The sequence below is a fragment of the Mesorhizobium sp. LNHC229A00 genome (assembly GCF_000502415.1).
In the GTDB taxonomy this organism is placed as follows: Bacteria; Pseudomonadota; Alphaproteobacteria; order Rhizobiales; family Rhizobiaceae; genus Mesorhizobium.
The window spans coordinates 1-18725 of record NZ_AYWQ01000035.1; the positions used below are offsets into that span (position 1 = coordinate 1).

An 18725-nucleotide genomic window follows, 5' to 3' on the forward strand; every position below is an offset into this window, starting at 1 on the left:
CCAGGTCATCACCGCAACCGGCTCCGACGCTGTGCTGATGGAAGGCTCCGCGCCTCCGCCGGTTGCTCAACCCGCCACAAGGCGTAACAAACGGTCGAGGCTCTAATCGCAGCTGGATGACAGTTCAGTAGCAGGTCACAATCGGAACGACAACGTGAACGCCCTTGCCGCCGGATAGCAGCGGCCACGACTGCAGGCCGAGTGCTTCAAGAATACCCCGGATGTCGAGGGCTGCCTGCTTGACATCACTGAAGCTCAGGCCCTCGTCGGGATCGATGTCGAAGATCATGCGATGTGGCAGGCTCGGCTGCTGCCGCAGGCTGCCCCAGACGTGGAATTCGAGCACGTTCATTTGGACGCCGGCGATCAGCCCCGCCAGGTCGCCGACCCAGAGGATTCGACTTTCCTTGCCCGACATTTTCTCCAATTGACCATCATGGATGGCCTTGGGCATGCCCGGCAGCTTGTGTTTCTGAAAGAAGGTCTGCTGCAGATCGCCGTCGGTGTCGCGCACCAGCGAAAGGGGCCGATCGTGGATGTGCGGCAGCATCTTCTCGGCAACCGCTGCGTAGTACGCGGCGAGCGTCGCCTTTGTCACCTTGGTTCCGGGATATATGATCTTGTCGGGATGCGTGAGCTTGACGCCGACCGCCCCGGCGATCTCCTTGCCGATCGCCGGATCAAGATCGGCGGAGCCAGGCGCCGCCGCTTCTTGGGCGTCTCCATCACCACCTGGTCGGCGCGCTTGTCTTCGCGCATGCCCTGAAAACTTGGATGCCGCAGGCTGCCGTCCGGTGTCACCTCGGCATAGGTAACCTCAGCAACGAGTTCTGGATTTACCCAGTGGGCGCGTCGCGCAATGTCGCGGGGCAGGGAGACGAAGGCGGGCTTGTCCAGAGGCCGCTTCTCCAACTGCGCCAGAATGGATTTGCGCATCGCCTCGGTGAACCCGGTGCCGACGCGGCCGCGGTAGATCAGCCTTCCGTCCTCATAGGTACTAAGGATCAGCGATGCCATACCGCGGCCAGTGTCGCTTGGGCGGTAGCCGCCGACGACAAATTCCTGTCGTTTCGTGCACTTGATCTTGAGCCAGGCGGCAGTCCGGTCGCCGACATAGCGGCTGTCCGCGCGCTTGGCGATGACGCCCTCGTGGCCACCGGCGCACATGGTCTCGAAGACTCTCTCCCCATGATCGGCGATATGGCTGGAAGACTGCAGAGCGTCATTGGGATCGCGTTCACCTAAAAGCTCCGCAAGCCGTTCCTTGGGCTTGAGGAGCGGTTGGTCCGAGAGATCGCCGCCGTTCAGTTCCAGCAGGTCGAAGGCGTAGAACTTGAGCGGCATGCCGGCAGCAATGCCAGTCTTGAGCATGGAGAAATTCGTGCGGCCCTGACTGTCGATTGCGACGATTTCACCGTCGATCAGCGCCGAGCCTCTGGTGAGTTCCCGCAGCGGCGGCAGGACCACCTTGAACTGGCGGGTCCAGTCGTGGCCGTTGCGGGTGTAGACGACGACTTCCGATCCGGAGATGGCGACCTGCGCCCGACAGCCGTCGAACTTCATCTCGAAGAGCCAGTTCGTTCCCACCGGAATGTCGTCAGTCAGCGTGCAGAGCTGGAAGGGGCGAAACTTGGGAAGCGGGTATTTGGAGGTAGATTCTGAGTCCCGGCGCGGTGCGCGCTTTTTGCTGAGGGCGGCCTCTACGGCCGACATGCTGAACTCGAATACATGGTGCTTCGATACTTTGCCCTGGGATTTTGTTCCACACGCGCGTCGATGAATTGAAACCGGAAGAGTCCGGCTGCGTTGTTGGGAACTGGAAAGCAATCCTAGGAGGAAGAAAATGGCCACTACTCAAACAACGCGTGGACGCAGCCAGGACCGGGCAAAGGTCGCCGGGGGGCAGGGTCACGAGGTGAAATATGAGGCGAGCAAGACCGGTGCCAGCAAGGTCGAGGTCAAGTCGGCCGTGAAATCGGCCGGCAACAGCCGCAAGAAGGTCGAGGACAAGCTCAAGAAATAGCTGGCGCGCAAGCGATGGTCCGCATCGCCACCTTCAATGTGAACGGTGTCAATGGTCGCCTGCCGGTCCTCCTCGCGTGGCTCAAGGCCACGCGTTATGACGTCGTTTGTCTTCAAGAACTCAAAACCTCGGACGAGAAGTTTCCGGCCGAGGCGATCGGCGACGCTGGGTATAGTGCAATCTGGCACGGCCAGAAATCCTACAACGGCGTCGCTATCCTCGCTCGCGGAGCGGGCCCCATCGAGCGTCGACGCGGGCTTCCCGGCGACCCTGATGACAGCCATAGCCGCTATATCGAGGCGGAGGTCAGCGGACTCGTCGTCGGTTGTCTCTATCTGCCAAACGGAAATCCTGCCCCGGGTCCCAAGTTTGACTACAAGCTGCGTTGGTTCGACCGCCTGATCAGCTACGGGCGTGGCCTCCTCAAAGAGGGCGCACCGACCGTGCTGTGCGGAGACTATAATGTTGTTCCAACCCCGATTGATGCTGTAGCGCCGCGACGATGGCTTGGAGATGCGGTGTACTTTCCCGAGAGTCGGCAAGCCTATGCCGGGATGCTTGAGGATGGCTGGATCGATTCGGTCCGGCGCATCCATCCGGAAAAGGGGGTCTATACTTATTGGAATCACTCCTATGGGGGCGGCTACGACAGGAGTTCCGGTCTACGAATGGATCATCTGCTCGTCAGTCCCTCTCTGTCGCCCCGCGTCCGCGATGCCGGGGTGGATGTTGAGACGCGAGGTTGGGCGAAGCCGAGCGATCATGCGCCAGCGTGGATAGAACTTGAGTAACCCTATTTTTTTTGGGGGATCGAATCCGTCAGTGATTCAGACGGCGTTCTTGCCTGCAGGCTTCAGATGGTGTCCGAAACTTGCAGCATGTTTCGGACATGTCCTTAGTTGAACCTACGGCACGTCAGATCGAGCCGGATCTCAACATCCGCGCTTAGGCGCCGACGCTGGAGCGTCGTCGATCCTTGCTACTCGCTACCTTTCTTGCGGCGCGCAACTCGTCGATTGTAGGCTGTCTCCAGGTCCCCTGGTTAGTCTTGGAGCCAGGACGCGAGGGCCAAGTTTTCACGAGTTCTGCGAGTGTGGCCGGGCGCCATTGCCCCCAAACACTGTCGGATGAGATTGGGACATCGGCGTAAGCGGTACGATGGATCTCCGGATCGACCGGCTCGCCATCGCACCCGACGAAAACCACTATGCCATATGCCGACGTCATCACCGGCCGACCAAAGGGCGGCAGGTTCTCCGGATCTAGCGGATAGCGTCTGCGGCGGCGTTCGGTAGCGTGGGCACGCGCCGCTCGTTCCTTTTCTGACCCGCGATTGGCTTCTCGGCGCTTCTTGCGCTCCTCCGGTTCGTTGCGAATGGCTGCCTCCTCGATCCGGCTCCAGTGCCGGCGCAGTGCTTCATATGACCGGTAGGGGACCATCCACGTTCGGCGATCGGCATCCCACGAGGCAAACGGCACCTCACGCATCGCGGCGACGACGGTGCGGGAATAGGGCGTCACCACTTCCAAATGATCATCAAGGCGCCGGAGATATCTCGAGGCGATAGGATCAAAGACAAAGGCGTCACGCCCTTTGACGTCGGCATGCGTTTCCGTCTGAGAACGCTCTCGTTCGAGCCATCTATCGAAACGCTGCGCGGCGGTTTTGCCCGGGACGAACCACGCCTTCAGATCATCATTCCAGCGGGCGCGCGGAAAAGTCTGTCGAAACCGCTCGACCGTCATGCGGTCATACGGAAATGCCGCAGTCGCGCCGGGGCGATCATTGCCTTTCGAAGTTTCCTTGCTATCGCCCATGATTGATCAACGTGCTGCAGTTGCCCATCGCTTTGTTGGACAACGCTGAACCAAGTGCTCGGTTCTACGGCATCGAGAAATGCTGGTGTTCACTGCAGCTCTGTGGGCGCTCACTTTGGAAAGCGGCACCTCAGCTCAGATGACGGCGTGTGAAAGTCGATACCCGTAATTGGAAACCGGTGGGTCATGCAATGGCGTGTTTTGGGGTGGGTTGCCGAAACAGTTCGCAGGATGCAACGTCTCGTCATGGTCAACATCTTCGTGGGCGTCACTGATAACGATTGGTTCGACTACCTCTCGGCTCGTCAGGTCGAGGAGGTAAACTTTTGGGCGCCGAGTGGCCGCACCAATTTCCGCGCTTTGCAACCGGGTGAGTTGTTTCTGTTTAAGCTGCATTCGCCGCAGAACTTCATTGTCGGGGGCGGAATCTTTTCGCACGCCTCGCTGCTTCCCCTCTCGATCGCTTGGGACGCCTTCGCCGAAAACAATGGCGTCGAGTCGGCCAAAGAGATGCGGCGACGCATCGGTCGGTATCGAACCGGCGATGATCCCCGCATGGATCCGACTATTGGATGCCGCATTCTGACCAACCCGTTCTTTTGGACCCGAGACCGCTGGATACCGGTGCCCGAGAGCTGGTCCCGCAATATAGTGGTCGGGCGGGGATACGACACGGCTGATGCGGATGGCGCCAAGCTCTGGGACGCGGTCATGGACCGAGCCAGTCTCGCATTACCTGCCTCACCTGGTTCGGAGCGCTACGGGGCACCGGTTCTGGTTCGACCGCGGCTGGGCCAAGGCGCATTTAGGGTATTGGTCACAGACGCCTATGATCGACGTTGCGCGGTCAGTGGCGAGAAAACCCTCCCCATCCTCGATGCCGCTCACATTCGATCCTATGCGGATGGTGGAGAACACGAAGGCCCGAACGGACTTCTGCTGCGAACTGACATCCACAAGCTTTTTGACCTAGGGTAGTCACCGTGGACCAGGACCGGCGCTTTGTCGTGAGCGGCCGTCTCAAGGCCGACTTTGACAACGGCAGGCACTACTATGACCTGCATGGCACGACGCTGCAGTCACCGACCCTGGCTTCAGCCCTTCCTTCGTCCAGCTCGCTGGAGTGGCATCGCAATAACAAGTTTCTCAGCTAACCTGATCGTCATTGCTCGCATGTATCAGATCCGACTATGCGTTGTGCCAACTGAAGACATTCCGTTCGGCCCTTCAGCTGTTAGGAGATGACCTTAGCACGCCGGTGCGACCCGGATGCTGGGCCTTCGGATTCTGGCGCCACCAAAACTCAACCGTAACAGGGATGCGCCACTTTTTGGCAAGGCGGTCGACCTCTTTCCATGGGTCGCAAGCGGACTGGCCCTGCACGGAAATACCAGGTCAGGGTGATCTTGAACCCCTCGTCCTCGAATTTGGCGGCTTTGGCCGGGATCGCCAGTTCGCGGACAAGCTTGTCACCGTCGAGGCCTTTTGCCATTAGTTGCGCAATCATGGTGAGCAGGATCGATGACCATCTCGGGCTAGGGATTGCCTTTCCGTTGATCGTCGCCGACAACGGTTTCGTGAAAGCCAGACCGGGCGCTACGTCGAACTGCATTGCGCCGCCGTTCGAGCACAGCTTCCTCGGGCTGGTCGTCACGCTCCAAGCCGAGCTGGCCCATTGCTTCCTTCACGACACGATCCAGCGTATCGGCGGGCGCCCTCGCCCGAGGCGGCCAATTGCGCCACGCGAACTGATGCGGTCGGTCGGCCCACGCCGTTGCTTGCAGCCTACGCCTTTGCTTCGTTCAACGAGGCGTCGTGCGCCTGCTGCTCGCGCTCCCATCTTTCGTCCTCGTCGGCTTGCTCTTTATCCAGCTCCTCCCGTCGCTGCCTGATGGACATCATGGCGCTTTCATGGCGGCTACGAGCCCGTTCGAAAATGGTATTGGCCTTGGCAATCACTCGTTCGCGTCGCCTTTTCTCACGCCCGCGCTCGGCTTCGGCTTTTGCGCGATCGAGGGCCTCACGTTTTCTTTTCTTTTCGAGAGCACCAGCCGCGTTCCGCTCCGCTTTCTCTGCGGATTCAGTGTTGGCTTTCTTACCAACATGCGGGCGTTGCACACGATCCTGCGGAGCCGGCTGACCCGCGTCGGGTGCTCTCGGGAGCGCAGCCTTTTCCGTGAAGTTCTCGCGCGATCCGACCGGCCGGCGCAGCACCACACCTGGCGCGGCTATGGCTGCTTCTATCACCTTTGGGTTTTCCGACTGTTTCGCGAATCCGCGTTTGAAGAGATCGGGGTCCGATCCCCATGCTTCTGCGGCAGCCTTCATAGATGGTGCGGCGACGGCAAGGTCAAAGAAGCCGATGGAGGTTTGATAGACTTTGAGTTTCTTAGCCATCCGATAGAGACCCTTACATGCGCCACCCTTTTGGATCGAGCTGTAGATGGAGCTTTGTGCTCGGGAGGAAAGACCGGATTCTCGACTTGCCCCATGCCGTCATAAGGGGCGCTATCACAAGGCGTTCATCGACTGCAGTGCAGACGCTCTACGGGCTGCCGACCATGCCATTCAAATAATCAGCACCGGCACCACCAACCAGCGTGTTGTCGCCATCGACACCGACTAGACTAGCGTGTCGTTGCCGCCTTGAGCCTGCAGGCATAGGCGAATGGGTTCGGCAGTGGTCGAAATGCTGCGTGAGCTCCGTATTCCGCCATGGGGCGAAACCTCGCTCGTCGAGCAGGGTCGATTTCGTTCGCCGCAGATCGTGGACGGTGAGTGGCTCAAGCGGCAGCCCCTCTTTTTTCGCTCTGACAACGTCCGCGGTCGTGATCCGGGTAAACGTCGCCGCTGCTCGTGACTCCTGCCACAGGTCGCCTAGTAGGAAGACACTTGGCTGATATAGCGGAGCCAAACTAACTCTGCGTCGCTAGCAGGTGGGCGGCGGACTTCAGATCAGCGGTGTCGAAGCCCTCCCCGAAACGCTCGAACCGCTGCTGGAGAAGCGCTCGGGCGGTTTCGTCTTGCCTGCGCTCGATCAGAAGGGTAGCAAGGTCAACCGCGGCGCGCAGCTCCCACCCCAATGCGCCCCAACCCTGGCTCATCTCGAGTGACCGCGTGAAGTAGGTTTCAGCCTCGTCGGCGCCAGACTGCACTGACGCCAAAACAAGGCAGCCCTTCAGGCGCAGCAACTCCGGCATATAGCAAAGATCTCCGTTTGCCTCGACCGATAGGATCGTGTCGTCGAGCAGTGCGAGGGCCTCTGTGAGTCGGCCTGTGGCGGCAAGGCCCTGAACGAGCGCGATGTTGAGCGGGGTGGTGAGCAGTTCGTAGGGAGCCGCGAGGAGTTCCGCGAGGCTGCGATGCAGGCTTTCGATTCCCGTCTCCGCATCGCCTCGTCGAATGGCCAGTTCTCCCTTGAAACCTCGTGCCAGCGCCAGGTACGGTCCGAGAGAGTGAGGTTCCGCACACAAGAAGAGACGGTCTATATGCTCGTCCGCGCGATCGAGATCGCCGACCCAAAGGAACACGGAAATGGCCCAAACAAGAGCGATCGAAAGCGTCAGCGGATGGTTCAGGATCTCAGCGTCCTTGATTGTCAGCAGCGCGCGTTCCACCGCCCGATCCGGATGGCCTTGCAGCCAAAGCGTTCTTGCCAGCATCGCGCCGGCGAGGATTCTCCCGTCGAAGCCCAGATAGTTGGTCGTTGTCCGGCCAGAGCGCGGCCCATATCGCAATGCTGCCTCGAGCGAGGTTTGCGCGCGGCCTAGTTCGCCATTGAGGTGAAGCGATATTCCCATCAACGAATGCGCCAATGTCGTGGAGACGGAGTCTTCCAGCTCGCAGGCAACGGCGGAACAGCGTTCCGCATAGTCGAGTGCCGCCCTGAAACCTCCCGTACGCAAATGGAACATCTGCAGCGGCCCGAGAACTTGGATCTGATCGAGAGCATCGCCGCGCTCCTCGGCAATGGAGAAGCTTCTGTTCAGCGCCACACGCGCTGCGTCCCTTCCTCCACGCGTGAACATCAGGGAGACCCCGAGGGCTGCTTGAAGGTGCATCTCCCGGCGGCCGCCGCGCGTTGCGTCGTCAAGCGCACCAATCGCCCGGGCCGTCCAGCTATGACATTCGGTCAGCAAGGACATCGACAGAAAGAGCGGAGCAGCGGCGGCGACAAGACGAGTGCCAAGCCGAGAATCCCCGTTGGGTCCGAAGCACCAATCCAGAGCCCCTCGCACATTGGCAAGGCCGGCGAAATGTTGTGACCGTTGCGCTGCGCTCGACAAGGTTGGCCATTCCGCGCCCGTCTCCTCAAGCCATCGCAGACAGTAGGTCGCGTGCCGGGCGGCCAGTTCCGTGAGTTCGGCATCCTCGGAAACGAATTGGAGGGCATAGACACGCGTGGTATCGAGCAGCCGGTAGCGCATTGTAGCCCCAGCCGGCCTTGCTGCGACCATCGACTTCGCCACGAGGCTGTCGATGCCGCCAAATACGAGCGCCTCGTCGACAGTCGGGCTAGTTACTATTGCCAGCGCGGCCTCGATCGAAAAATGCCCGACGAATACGGCAAGCCGGCGAAGCACCAAGCGCTCGAACTCCGACAACAGACCGAAGCTCCAGTCCAAAGTAGCGTGGAGGGTTTTCTGGCGCGGCGGTGCAGTACGTTGACCCGGCCATAGCAGAGTCAGACGCTCGTCGAGAAGGGCTGCGGTCTTGTTCAGCCCGTAGCTTGCAACCCGCCCGGCCGCCAACTCGATCGCAAGCGGCACGCCGTCAAGCTTGCGGCAGACGCTGGCAACGATGGCAGCATCTGCGTCGTCGAGGTCGAGGCGAGCGCCGCTCGCCGCGGCGCGCTCGATGAACAATTGGGTCGCCGGAAAGTCCTGCGCGACTGCTGCGGTGGGCTCCAGATCGTCCGGCGGGTAAGCAAGCGGCGCGAGCTTATAAACGTGCTCGCCTTCGACCTGAAGAGGCTCGCGGCTTGTCGCCATGATGTGAGCCTGTGGTGCCGTGGCGAAGATACGTGCGGCCAGGTCCGCCGCCGCGTCGATCACGTGCTCGCAGGTGTCCAGGATCAGGAGGATTCTCTTGTCCACCAGGTATCTGAGGAGACCGGACGTAGCGTCGTCAGACTGAAGCGACAGTCCCAGCATCGAGATTATGGTCGGCGCAACCAGTTTGGGATCATTTAGCGCGCCAAGGTCGATGAAATGCACGGCGCCGGCGAAAGCATCGATCACGTCATGCCCGACCGCCACCGCGACCGTGGTCTTGCCGACCCCACCCGTGCCGACGATCGTCACGAAGCGCGCGACAGCTAGTTGCGCTGAGAGCGCAACCGCGTCATCGGTTCGCCCAACCATGCGGACCAGTCGGCTCGGGAGGTTGGCCTGCGGGTAGCTGGCAGCTGCTTCGCTTGGCGAATCATCCTGACTGCCCGATCGCGAGACCGGCGCCACGAAGCAATAACCCCGGCCCTTCAAGGTGGCGATGTAGCGCGCGCCGTCCTTGCCGTCGCCCAACGCCTTTCTGAGATTGGCCATGTGAAACCGCAAACTGCCTTCCTCGACGATAACGTCCGGCCAGACGTGCGCCAGCAAATCCTTCTTGCTGATCACCTCATTGGAGCGGACGGCCAAAGTCGCCAGAATGTCGAAAGCGCGTCCGCCTACATCGACGGTGGTGCCTTGCCGCAAGAGCAGGCGTTCGCGGACGGAAAGGATAAAGGGACCAAATGATATCGTGTCGCTTGCAGGCCCTATCATGACACTCCCTTTGCGGCCTGCTCATACGGGCGACCACTCACATGAGAAGAACAAAGTGGGGGGGTCGCTGCAAGCCTGCATTCGCCGACGAGCGCTAACGTTGCATCATAATGCATAACGGGCGCTTCGGGCGATCTCCTTCTATGTGTCGGAAGCAGAAAAAACCTCTCTGCCGACAGACCCAAGGAGAACGACCATGCCCGCATCTTCGCCATCGCTCACGCGGCGAAGTCTGCTTGCTTCATCAGCGGCGGCAGGCGCCTTGAGCCTGCTTCCAGCGATGGCGCGTGCAACCGTCGAGAGTGAAGCCGTCCGGCCCTTCCGCGTCGACATTCCGGAGGAGGCAGTCGTCGATCTGCGTCGACGTCTGGCAACGGCCCGCTGGCCTATGCGCGAAACCGTCGCGAATCGGTCCCAAGGCGTGCAGCTCGCAAAGCTCCAGGATCTCCTTCGATACTGGATGACCGATTACGACTGGCGGAAGGTCGAGGCGAAGCTCAACGCTCTGCCAATGTTCACCACCGAAATCGAAGGCATTGCTATCCACTTCATCCACGTCCGGTCCCGCCATGAGAATGCTATGCCGATGATCATGACGCATGGTTGGCCCGGCTCGATCCTAGAATTCATGAAGGTCATCGGTCCGCTGACCGATCCCACCGCCCATGGCGGTGCTGCCGGGGACGCCTTCCATCTCGTCGTGCCGTCAATCCCCGGCTTCGGCTTTTCCGGGAAGCCGACGGAGACCGGCTGGGGCTCAGACCATATCGGCCGTGCCTGGGGCGTGCTGATGGGGCGGCTGGGTTACGACCGCTATGTCTCACAGGGCGGCGACTGCGGTTCGGTCATCTCTCATCGCATGGCGCTGCAGAAGGTGCCTGGGCTCATTGGCATACACGTCAACATGCCAGGCACCGTTCCGAAAGAGATCGCGGCGATCCTCACTGCCGGCGGACCAGCGCCAAGTGATCTGACCGAGAAGGAAAGCGCGGCATTCGATGCGCTCGACACCTTCTACGAGGACAGTTCCGGCTATGCCGCCATGATGGTCACACGGCCGCAGACCATCGGCTACTCCCTAGTGGATTCGCCGGTCGGCCTGGCCGCATGGATCTACGAGAAGCTCGCGCAGTGGACCTACAGCGGCGGGGAGCCCGAGCGGGTTCTGAGCAAGGACGAGATGCTCGATGATATCTCGCTCTACTGGCTCACTGAATCCGGAGCGTCGGCGGCCCAGATCTACTGGGAAGACCACTCCAACAATTTCAATGCCGTGGACATTGCCGATCTCCCCGTCGCCGTGACGGTGTTTCCAGGCGAAATCTACTGCGCGCCGCGAAGCTGGGCCGAGCGCTGCTACCACAACCTTATCTACTTCCACGAAGCCGACAATGGAGGCCACTTTGCGGCATGGGAGCAGCCCCGGCTCTTCACCGAGGAAGTCCGCGCGGCCTTCAGATCACTGCGCTGATCGAACATCCGATTTCATAACGGGAATGCATGCCATGACCAATCAAGCGAAACGACTCTACACGGGGAAAGTGCGTACCACAGGAGGCCGGGACGGTGCCTCACGCAGCTCCGACGGCCGCTTGGACATCAGGCTCTCGACGCCTGGCGGTGCGGGCAGCGGCACCAATCCCGAGCAGCTTTTTGCTGCAGGTTGGTCGGCATGCTTCGAAGGCGCGATGGCGATCGCCGCGCGCAAGATGAACATCGTGTTGCCTGCGGATCTTGCGATCGATGCGGAGGTCGATCTCAACAGCAGCGACGGCGCCTTCTTTCTCAGCGCCCGGCTCAATGTGAGCCTGCCAGGGATGGATCCCAATGACGCCAGGGCGGTCGTCGATGCAGCGCATCAGACATGTCCCTATTCAAAGGCCACGCGTGGCAACATCGAAGTCGAATTCAACCTGATCTAGTCCCTCGGTCTTGGCAATCGCGCTGCCGCGACTGCCCCGTAAGCAAAGGCAATACTCCCATGAACGCAATCAAGATTCCGGAAGTCATAGACCATCACCGCCGGCGCCTGTTCGGTATCGCTGCGGCTACCGTCGCCCTAGCTCAGCTAGGGGCGGTCCGAAGCTCGAATGCTCAGGACGGAGAGCAGACCGCTGTAGTCAGCGCAACGGGATCGCGCACCGCGTTCGCGCCGCTAAAGCAGATCGATGCTGGTCTGCTGAACGTCGGATATGCCGAGGATGGCCCACCGGAAGGGCCTCCCGTCATACTGCTGCATGGCTGGCCATACGACATCTACAGTTATGTCGATGTCGCGCCACTGCTTGCGGGAGCCGGCTATCGGGTAATCATCCCTTATCTGCGCGGCCACGGCACGACGCGGTTCCTGTCGGATGCCACGCTTCGCAACGGGCAGCAGGCCGCGCTGGCGGTCGATATGATCGACCTGATGGATGCCCTGGGCGTCGAAGAGGCGATCGTCGCCGGCTACGACTGGGGCGCACGAACGGCAAATATCCTTGCCGCCCTCTGGCCCGAGCGCTGCAAGGCCATGGTGTCGGTCAGCGGCTATCTGATCGGCAGCCAGGCGGCCAACAAGGCGCCGTTGCCGCCGCAGGCCGAACTGCAATGGTGGTATCAGTTCTACTTCTCGACAGACCGCGGCCGCGCCGGCTATGCGAAATACACGGATGACTTCGCTAGGCTGATCTGGAAACTCGCCTCGCCGCATTGGAACTTCGACGACGCGACCTTCGCCAGAAGCGCCGCCGCGTTCCGGAATCCCGACCACGTCGATATCGTTATCCACAACTACCGTTGGCGGCTCGGCCTTGCAGAAGGCGAGCGCCGCTATGACGAGCTAGAGGAAAAGCTCGCCAAGGGCCCGGTGATCGATGTGCCAACGATCACGCTGGAGGGCGACGCGAACGGCGCCCCACATCCCGTTCCCACGGCCTATGCGAAAAAATTCTCCGGCAAATACGAGCATCGGCTGATCACAGGCGGCATCGGGCACGACCTGCCGCAGGAAGCGCCCGAGGCGTTCGCAAAGGCCGTCATCGACGTCGACAAGTTCTGAGTGCGGACGGAGCGAGCGACATGAGACGCAAGCTTGCAATTGCAGCCGTCATCACCGTGTCGATCGCTCTCGTGATCGGCTGCGTGGAGATCGATATCGTTCGAGCTCAGAACAACACGGAAGCCTCGCCGATCTATGGCGTGACGATCCCGGACGGTTACCGCAGGTGGGAGCTCATCGCGCGCGCCCTGGAAGGCGATCCGCTGAGCGAGCTTCGCGCTGTCGTGGGAAATACAGTCGCAATGGATGCCTATCGAAATAGCACGCTGCCGTTCCCGGACGGTACCGTCCTGGTCAAGCTCGCTTGGAAACGCATGCAGTCGGCCGAGTTCGAACCCGCTTCGGTTCCTGGCGCGGCCACAACGGTGCAGGTCATGGTCAAGGACTCGAAGAAATACGCGTCGAGCGGCGGCTGGGTTTTGGCCGGTTCATTAATGGCAAGCCAGTCGACGAAGCGCCACGAAACATGCTTCGCCTGCCACGAGGCGCGTGTCCAGGGACACGACTACGTCTTTACCCGCTACGCGCCGTAACTCGGTTCCCGCGCAGAGAAACGCAGGGCGAACACGAGGGCGAGTTTGCGGCATCCCAACCCCTCACCTGCGCTCGACGCGGTGAAGACCGCACGCCACAACGAAAGGATGTTCCAATGAAAATCTTGCTCGCAGGCCTCGCAATTGTCGCGGCCACGTTCGGTAACGCACAAGCCCAGCCAGACAAACCCACCATCGTCCTGGTTCACGGCGCCTTCGCCGACTCTTCGAGTTGGAACGGTGTCGTTGAGATTCTTGAAAAGGACGGCTTTTCCGTCGTAGCGGCAGCCAATCCGCTGCGAGGCGTCAGAAGCGACGGAGACTATGTCGCGGGCGTGCTTTCCTCGATAAAAAGCCCGGTGGTTCTCGTCGGCCATTCCTATGGCGGGTCGGTGATCAGCGACGCTGCCGATGGTCATGCCAATGTGAAGGCGCTGGTCTATGTCGCCGCATTTGCGCCGGAGGCGGGTGAAACCGCTGCGCAACTTGCAGGAAAGTTTCCAGGCAGCACGCTGGGTCCGACACTCGCTCCTCCTGTCACGCTGTCAGGCGGTGGAAAGGATCTCTACATTCAGCAGGACAAGTTCCACGATCAGTTTGCCGCCGACGCTCCCGAAGCGCAAGCCAGACTAATGGCCGCAACGCAGCGGCCGATCGCGGAAGCCGCCCTCAACGAAGCCCAGGCCAAGGCTGCTTGGAGGAGCATTCCAAGCTGGTTCATCTACGGCGACGCGGACAAGAACATCCCGCCGCGAGCATCTGCCTACATGGCTGAACGGGCTCACGCCCGCGAAGCGATCGCGGTTAAGGGTGCTTCGCATGTGGTGATGGTGTCGAATCCTGGGCCCGTAGCGCGGCTGATCGAGAATGCCGCCAGGGAGATATCGCGATGAAAGCCGTCGTCATGAACCGCACCGGGGGACCTGATGCGCTCGAAATCGTCGAGCGCCCCGAAACTGCTCCCGCGAGCGGACAAGTTCTGGTCGAGGTCGCCGCGGCGGGCGTGAACTTCATGGACATCGGCGTCCGCCAGGGCATGGCCTGGACGGAAACGCCCAATCCCAAGGTTCTAGGGGTAGAGGGTGCCGGGCGGGTACTCGCCGTGGGCGATGGAGTCGAGCATTTCCGGCCCGGACAACGGGTTGCCTGGGTGTACGCGCCTGGAAGCTACGCAGATCGGGCGATGGTACCGGCGGACGCGCTCGTGCCGATTCCGGATGGGATCGATGATCGTACGGCCGCGTCCGTGATGATGCAGGGTCTGACTGCCAGCCACTTCGCCACCGACTTCTATCCCGTCCAGCCCGGCGACGTGGCGCTGGTCCATGCGGCGGCGGGCGGCGTCGGATTGCTGCTCACCCAAATCATAAAGCTGAGGGGCGGGCACGTGATCGGCCGCGTCTCGTCGGCAAACAAAACCGCCGTGGCAAGAGAGGCCGGAGCAGACCATGTGATCGTGGACACTGAGGGGCGGTTCGCCGAGGAAGTCGTTCGCCTGTCCGGCGGTGAAGGCGTCCACGTCGTCTATGACGGTTCCGGCCCGAAGACCTTTCACGCTTCGCTCGACTCCCTGCGCCGCTCCGGCACCTTCTGCTGGTACGGCCCGGTGCTGGGCGGTCCCGGACCGATCGACATCATGAGCCTGCCGAAAAGCATCAAGATCGGCTACGCAAGGTTCTTCGATCATATCAACACGCCGGCACTGCTTCGCGCCGGCACTGGACAACTATTCGACTGGATCGCCAGCGGCGACCTGAAGATCCGGATCGGCGGCGTTTACCCGCTCGCCGAAGCAGCATGCGCACATGCCGATATGGAAAGCCGTGGCACGACGGGAAAGCTTCTGCTCATCCCCTGAGCCATCCGGCCGCGAGCAATATTATGCTCGGGGATCTCAATAGGCGAAGTTTCCGAGATCACTCCGCCGGTTAGCGTTGTCCTTCGCAAGGCAGCATCTCGTCGTGGCTGACCAGCAATCAGCGCGTCATAGGCCGTCAGGCCCGCCTCTATGGTCTCGACAGAAATCGGGATGATTGGTGAGCTCGAAGACGGCGATCAATCCTTCCCCCAAGCTCTCAGCGCATGTAGGGCAAGGAAGACTTTTCCACGACTGCGCACAGGAGAAAGGACGGAAACCGGGCTTCTTGGGACCTGGATCTTAGAGCGGCGTGAATTGGCGGTGATTGCGCCTTCGGCCATCGCGTCGGGATTGCGGAATCTGACCGCCAGCGCCGCCGATGCAAGCGCGAGAGCCCGCCGGCTCCTGGGGCGAGGAGATTTGACGCGAGATCAGCTGCATGGAAGACTCTTCTCGGGGTAGCTTGTCTGGTTTCAAAGCTAGGCCGCAACCCGCATAGGAAGCGGTAGCTCAGGCATCGGCCGATCGCGTAGCCCGACGAGTGGGGGAAAGGCGGTAGCGCTCTCCCACTACCACTTCAAACCCACTATCGGGTCCGACGGCCGCACCATAGCGGCCGCCTAGCGAGGCGGACTTTCCTGAGTGCCGCTTCCCGCAAGCTTCCAGACGAGAGTTTCGGGCGCCAGGATCAAGAACGGCAGTGTGCTGGCCGTATCGCTGCAAGCGACGTAAGCATTTGAAAGGTTGGGCCAGGGCGCTGGGAGTGCTTGGTCGAGCGCAGCCGACTTTCCAGGCCAAATGAATGCAACATCTGAAGGCCAATCATTGCCTTCAATCATTTTTGCCAGCTCCGGTCCTGGCGCGCTGTTCGATATGATACCGAATTCGGCGTCGCCGCTTCTGGGGCGTTCGACATGCTCCATCCGAATAGCTTTGAACCGCGAAAGGGCCCCGTCGATGTCACTCAACACCAAGCCTGAAGATCGCGTCTTGATCTGCGCATAGATGCGATTGGCGGAAAAAACGAGTTCGACGTCCTCATCGTTTTCGACCACGACATGGGTTACGCCAGCCTGTGCGGCCCGAAAGAGACAGGCAACGGCGTAGAGATGCTGGTAAAGGAAGCCGCGGTGAACATAGGTGTTGGCGCAGCCATGTCCGCGTCTGGTAGGCGGAAAACGCCAGTAAAGTGACCGAGATTGCGCGTCGCTGCCGTTAGCAACCGCTTCGAGAATGAGGAGGACGGGCAGTGCGCTGGACGGGGCCAGGCTTCCGTTCACTTGCTATGCGTTAAAATGTGCATATATTGTGCGTATGAAAGGTCGGAGAATTGTCATGGCCCACCCACAGCTAGCACATTCCAAGGCGATCTCGGGCTTTGTCGATAGCCTGCAGGAGCCGCGCACACCCTATATCTCGCCGAAGCGCCTGTCGGAGGCGCTTGGCGTGAAGGTTGCAAATCTGGCCCAGTTGACCGGCGTCCACCGCAACACGCTTCGCAATCCCTCATCGGAGCGCTTGCAGGGTCGGATGCGCGAAATGGTAAAAGTGATCTCGGCCGCGACGGAGCTCACCGGCAACGTCGACAAGGCGATCTACTGGTATCGCAACGAACCCATCGCTGACTATAGCCATCGCACGGCGGCCGAACTCGTCGCGGACGGTCAGGTCGAAGCGGTTCTGGCCTTCGTCCGGGATCTCGAGAACGGGGCGCGCGGGTGAAAGTTACCCGCGTCGGCCCCGACGAGATCTTCCATCGCTATCTGACACCCAAATGGGCTTTCCTGCCCACGAGCGGTGCAGGCGCGGCGATGGACGGCGGTCGTTTCAACCGGCCAGGCATCGAAGCGCTTTACCTGTCCCGTTCGACGCAGACAGCGCTGGAGGAATACAAGCAGGGCACCAGCATCACCCCGCCAGCCACCCTTGCCGCGTACAAGATCACGCTCGCCGAGGTGGTCGACCTTTCGCAGGGTTTCCACCCGGATACTTGGGATGGCTCGTGGAAGGAGTGGGATTGTGCCTGGCGCCAGGCCGCTCGCATGGACAAGAAGATCCCGCGATCGTGGAAGCTCGCGGACCTGATCATCACGGCCGGACCTTTCGCGGCATCCTGTTTCCGTCGCTGCGTCACGCCGGTGGCACCAACCTGGTGGTCTTTCCGGCCAATCTTGTCGAAGGCGATAAGGTCACGGTCCATGATCCCGATCACCGGCTGCCGCACGACCAGTCGTCCTGGCCGTGAGCGATCGACTGTCTCTGTGGCCACTACCAGGCAAAGCCCCGCTTATTGCACCTGGTCCTCATCGACATCGTCCTCGCCCTCTCCATTACCCAACCCGGCTGGAATATCGCCGGCCAGCAGCTTCTCCTTCGACAGCAGTCCGGCATCCTCGAGCGCCTCGAAATCCGGCAGCTGGCGCAGCGTGTCGAGCCCGAACTGCGACAGGAAATTTTTGGTCGTCACATAGGTATAGGGCGCGCCCGGCTGCGGGCTGCGCGGCCCGGAGGCGATGAGGTCCTGCCCGCGCAGCACACCGATCAGGTCGCGCGACACCTCCTTGCCGAAGAAGGAAGACAGCTCGCCACGCGTGATCGGCTGGAAATAAGCAATGCACATCAAGACAAGCGCCTCGGATTGCGACAGTTCTTTTGTCCCCTCCCCCGCAGCTGTCCCGAAGGCGGCGTGGATGGCGTCGCCAAAGGCTTTGTTCGTCCGGTGCTGCCAGCCGCCGGCGACCGCGGCCAGCTCATAGGGGCGGCCGACGAGTTCGGCGCGGATGTCGTCGATGATCAGGTCAATGTTGCAGCTTCTGCCCACCACCCGCGCCAGCACCTCGCGTGTCACCGGTTCGCTGGCGGCAAAAATCACCGCTTCAACGCGGCCCATCCACTCGCGCCAGCGCAGCTCGGCGGGCAGATGCTCGAGCTCCGTGTCCAGCAGCATTCGCTGGACGTCCCTCNATCCACTCGCGCCAGCGCAGCTCGGCGGGCAGATGCTCGAGCTCCGTGTCCAGCAGCATTCGCTGGACGTCCCTCTTGTCTGTCGGGCGTTCGGCTCTCGCGGTCCCAGCCATCGCTACAGTCCAAAAATCCGGAAGGTGGTGCGGCCGGAGAGCTCGCGGACCGCCGCGAGCTGTTGCAGCCGCTCGAACAGGCGTCGCGCCGCAAACCGCGACAGGGTTTTGGTCGTCAGCGAGCCAGAAACAGCATCGTCGTCGAGCAGTCTCTGGATGACATCGCCNTCGAACAGGCGTCGCGCCGCAAACCGCGACAGGGTTTTGGTCGTCAGCGAGCCAGAAACAGCATCGTCGTCGAGCAGTCTTTGGATGACATCGCCGGCCCCCTTTGCTCTGAGCTTCGGCGCCACGCTGATGAGCCGTTCCGCCCGACGGCCAATCTCGCTGGCCAGCCGGCACGCTTCGACGGCGCCCTGAACCAGCGCGACGCAGACCGCGCGCTCAAAGCTTTTCTCCCCGGGTCGGATACGCTTGCCGCTGGCCTCGCCGCGAAAGGCCGGGCCGAAGGCCTGGGCCATCAGCAGCGGCAGCGGCCGCGGCCAGCGCAGGCTTTGCGCCAGCACCAGGTCGGCCAGCCACCAGGCAAAAAGCTCGGCATCGGGGCGGATCGTTACGACGCGGGCGGCGATCGCCGCCGCGGCGAACGGCGCCGGCCGTCCCGAGCGCGC

The 18725-nt window shown here is 61.4% G+C and carries 20 protein-coding genes and 2 pseudogenes; 13 read left to right on the forward strand and 9 right to left on the reverse strand.

All coding sequences use genetic code 11. The annotated features are described in order from the left end of the window. Window positions 1–124: 124 nt before the first annotated feature. Window positions 125–598 (reverse strand): hypothetical protein, encoded by a 474-nt coding sequence (locus tag X742_RS1000000174485; RefSeq protein WP_023775401.1) that lies wholly within the window; start codon window positions 596–598, stop codon window positions 125–127. After that, the gene (gene ligD, locus X742_RS01175; protein ID WP_156939480.1) at window positions 595–1851 is read right to left on the reverse strand and encodes a non-homologous end-joining DNA ligase; all 1257 of its coding nucleotides are present in this window, start codon (window positions 1849–1851) and stop codon (window positions 595–597) included. The genes X742_RS1000000174485 and ligD overlap by 4 nt, the downstream gene beginning before the upstream one ends. On the opposite strand from ligD, the gene X742_RS0139050 reads away from it, so the two are divergent. Further along, window positions 1844–2023, forward strand: a complete 180-nt coding sequence (locus X742_RS0139050) for a DUF3606 domain-containing protein (RefSeq protein ID WP_031248727.1) — start codon at window positions 1844–1846, stop codon at window positions 2021–2023. The genes ligD and X742_RS0139050 overlap by 8 nt on opposite strands. A 14-nt stretch (window positions 2024–2037) precedes the next feature. Continuing rightward, entirely contained in the window at window positions 2038–2814 is a 777-nt protein-coding gene (gene xth / locus X742_RS0139055; protein ID WP_031248728.1) for an exodeoxyribonuclease III, read from the forward strand. Between the two features lie 154 nt (window positions 2815–2968). Here xth and X742_RS141170 read toward each other — a convergent pair whose 3' ends face one another. Beyond that, window positions 2969–3841 carry a hypothetical protein gene (locus X742_RS141170; protein WP_023775404.1) on the reverse strand — a complete coding sequence of 291 codons (873 nt, stop codon included), beginning with the start codon at window positions 3839–3841 and terminating at the stop codon, window positions 2969–2971. A gap of 246 nt (window positions 3842–4087) precedes the next feature. On the opposite strand from X742_RS141170, the gene X742_RS01000000170995 reads away from it, so the two are divergent. Beyond that, window positions 4088–4819, forward strand: a complete 732-nt coding sequence (locus X742_RS01000000170995; RefSeq protein ID WP_245275655.1) for an HNH endonuclease signature motif containing protein — start codon at window positions 4088–4090, stop codon at window positions 4817–4819. A 249-nt stretch (window positions 4820–5068) separates the two neighbouring features. Here the strand turns inward: X742_RS01000000170995 and X742_RS1000000176270 are convergent. Together X742_RS1000000176270 and X742_RS141165 are read right to left on the reverse strand one after the other, a co-directional pair. Continuing rightward, window positions 5069–5559: pseudogene (locus tag X742_RS1000000176270) on the reverse strand (hypothetical protein); the annotation flags it as partial. Between the two features lie 67 nt (window positions 5560–5626). Beyond that, complete coding sequence (locus X742_RS141165) at window positions 5627–6238, reverse strand: hypothetical protein (RefSeq protein ID WP_023775408.1); 612 nt, start codon at window positions 6236–6238, stop codon at window positions 5627–5629. 271 nt (window positions 6239–6509) lie between these two features. Here X742_RS141165 and X742_RS1000000175060 point away from each other — a divergent pair, with 271 nt between their 5' ends. Next, complete coding sequence (locus X742_RS1000000175060) at window positions 6510–6701, forward strand: hypothetical protein (RefSeq protein ID WP_198019272.1); 192 nt, start codon at window positions 6510–6512, stop codon at window positions 6699–6701. Window positions 6702–6756: 55 nt separating this feature from the next. On the opposite strand, the gene X742_RS141160 is transcribed toward X742_RS1000000175060, so the two are convergent. Then, a complete protein-coding gene (locus X742_RS141160) occupies window positions 6757–9606 on the reverse strand; it encodes a winged helix-turn-helix domain-containing protein (protein ID WP_031248729.1) in 2850 nt (949 codons plus the stop codon). 196 nt (window positions 9607–9802) lie between these two features. Here X742_RS141160 and X742_RS141155 point away from each other — a divergent pair, with 196 nt between their 5' ends. The 6 genes from X742_RS141155 to X742_RS141135 all read left to right on the forward strand — a co-directional run bounded on the left by X742_RS141155 (window position 9803) and on the right by X742_RS141135 (window position 15037). Continuing rightward, window positions 9803–11077, forward strand: coding sequence for an epoxide hydrolase (locus X742_RS141155; protein ID WP_031248731.1), 1275 nt, complete (start codon window positions 9803–9805; stop codon window positions 11075–11077). Between the two features lie 34 nt (window positions 11078–11111). Beyond that, on the forward strand, window positions 11112–11528 hold the full coding sequence (locus X742_RS141150) for an organic hydroperoxide resistance protein (protein WP_031248732.1): 417 nt from the start codon (window positions 11112–11114) through the stop codon (window positions 11526–11528). A gap of 74 nt (window positions 11529–11602) precedes the next feature. Continuing rightward, window positions 11603–12646, forward strand: a complete 1044-nt coding sequence (locus X742_RS141145) for an alpha/beta hydrolase (protein WP_031248733.1) — start codon at window positions 11603–11605, stop codon at window positions 12644–12646. Between the two features lie 20 nt (window positions 12647–12666). Further along, window positions 12667–13179, forward strand: a complete 513-nt coding sequence (locus X742_RS01140) for a cytochrome P460 family protein (protein WP_023775413.1) — start codon at window positions 12667–12669, stop codon at window positions 13177–13179. 116 nt (window positions 13180–13295) lie between these two features. After that, window positions 13296–14072 (forward strand): alpha/beta hydrolase, encoded by a 777-nt coding sequence (locus tag X742_RS141140; protein ID WP_023775414.1) that lies wholly within the window; start codon window positions 13296–13298, stop codon window positions 14070–14072. After that, window positions 14069–15037, forward strand: a complete 969-nt coding sequence (locus X742_RS141135) for a quinone oxidoreductase (RefSeq protein WP_023775415.1) — start codon at window positions 14069–14071, stop codon at window positions 15035–15037. The genes X742_RS141140 and X742_RS141135 overlap by 4 nt, the downstream gene beginning before the upstream one ends. A gap of 620 nt (window positions 15038–15657) precedes the next feature. Here X742_RS141135 and X742_RS141130 read toward each other — a convergent pair. After that, the gene (locus X742_RS141130; RefSeq protein ID WP_156939481.1) at window positions 15658–16317 is read right to left on the reverse strand and encodes a hypothetical protein; all 660 of its coding nucleotides are present in this window, start codon (window positions 16315–16317) and stop codon (window positions 15658–15660) included. Window positions 16318–16372: 55 nt separating this feature from the next. Here X742_RS141130 and X742_RS141125 point away from each other — a divergent pair, with 55 nt between their 5' ends. From X742_RS141125 to X742_RS1000000176280, 3 genes and pseudogenes are all read left to right on the forward strand, one after another. Beyond that, on the forward strand, window positions 16373–16759 hold the full coding sequence (locus X742_RS141125) for a hypothetical protein (protein ID WP_023775417.1): 387 nt from the start codon (window positions 16373–16375) through the stop codon (window positions 16757–16759). Between the two features lie 89 nt (window positions 16760–16848). Then, window positions 16849–17076 (forward strand): annotated as a pseudogene (locus X742_RS1000000176275) (RES domain-containing protein); the annotation flags it as partial. 26 nt (window positions 17077–17102) lie between these two features. Continuing rightward, window positions 17103–17282 (forward strand): hypothetical protein, encoded by a 180-nt coding sequence (locus tag X742_RS1000000176280; RefSeq protein WP_245275656.1) that lies wholly within the window; start codon window positions 17103–17105, stop codon window positions 17280–17282. A gap of 42 nt (window positions 17283–17324) precedes the next feature. Here the strand turns inward: X742_RS1000000176280 and X742_RS01110 are convergent, their stop codons facing one another. Then, entirely contained in the window at window positions 17325–17984 is a 660-nt protein-coding gene (locus X742_RS01110) for an SMC-Scp complex subunit ScpB (protein WP_023775419.1), read from the reverse strand. Between the two features lie 132 nt (window positions 17985–18116). Beyond that, window positions 18117–18725: DUF1403 family protein (locus X742_RS141115; protein ID WP_023775420.1), on the reverse strand; the 609-nt coding region annotated here is incomplete at its 5' end.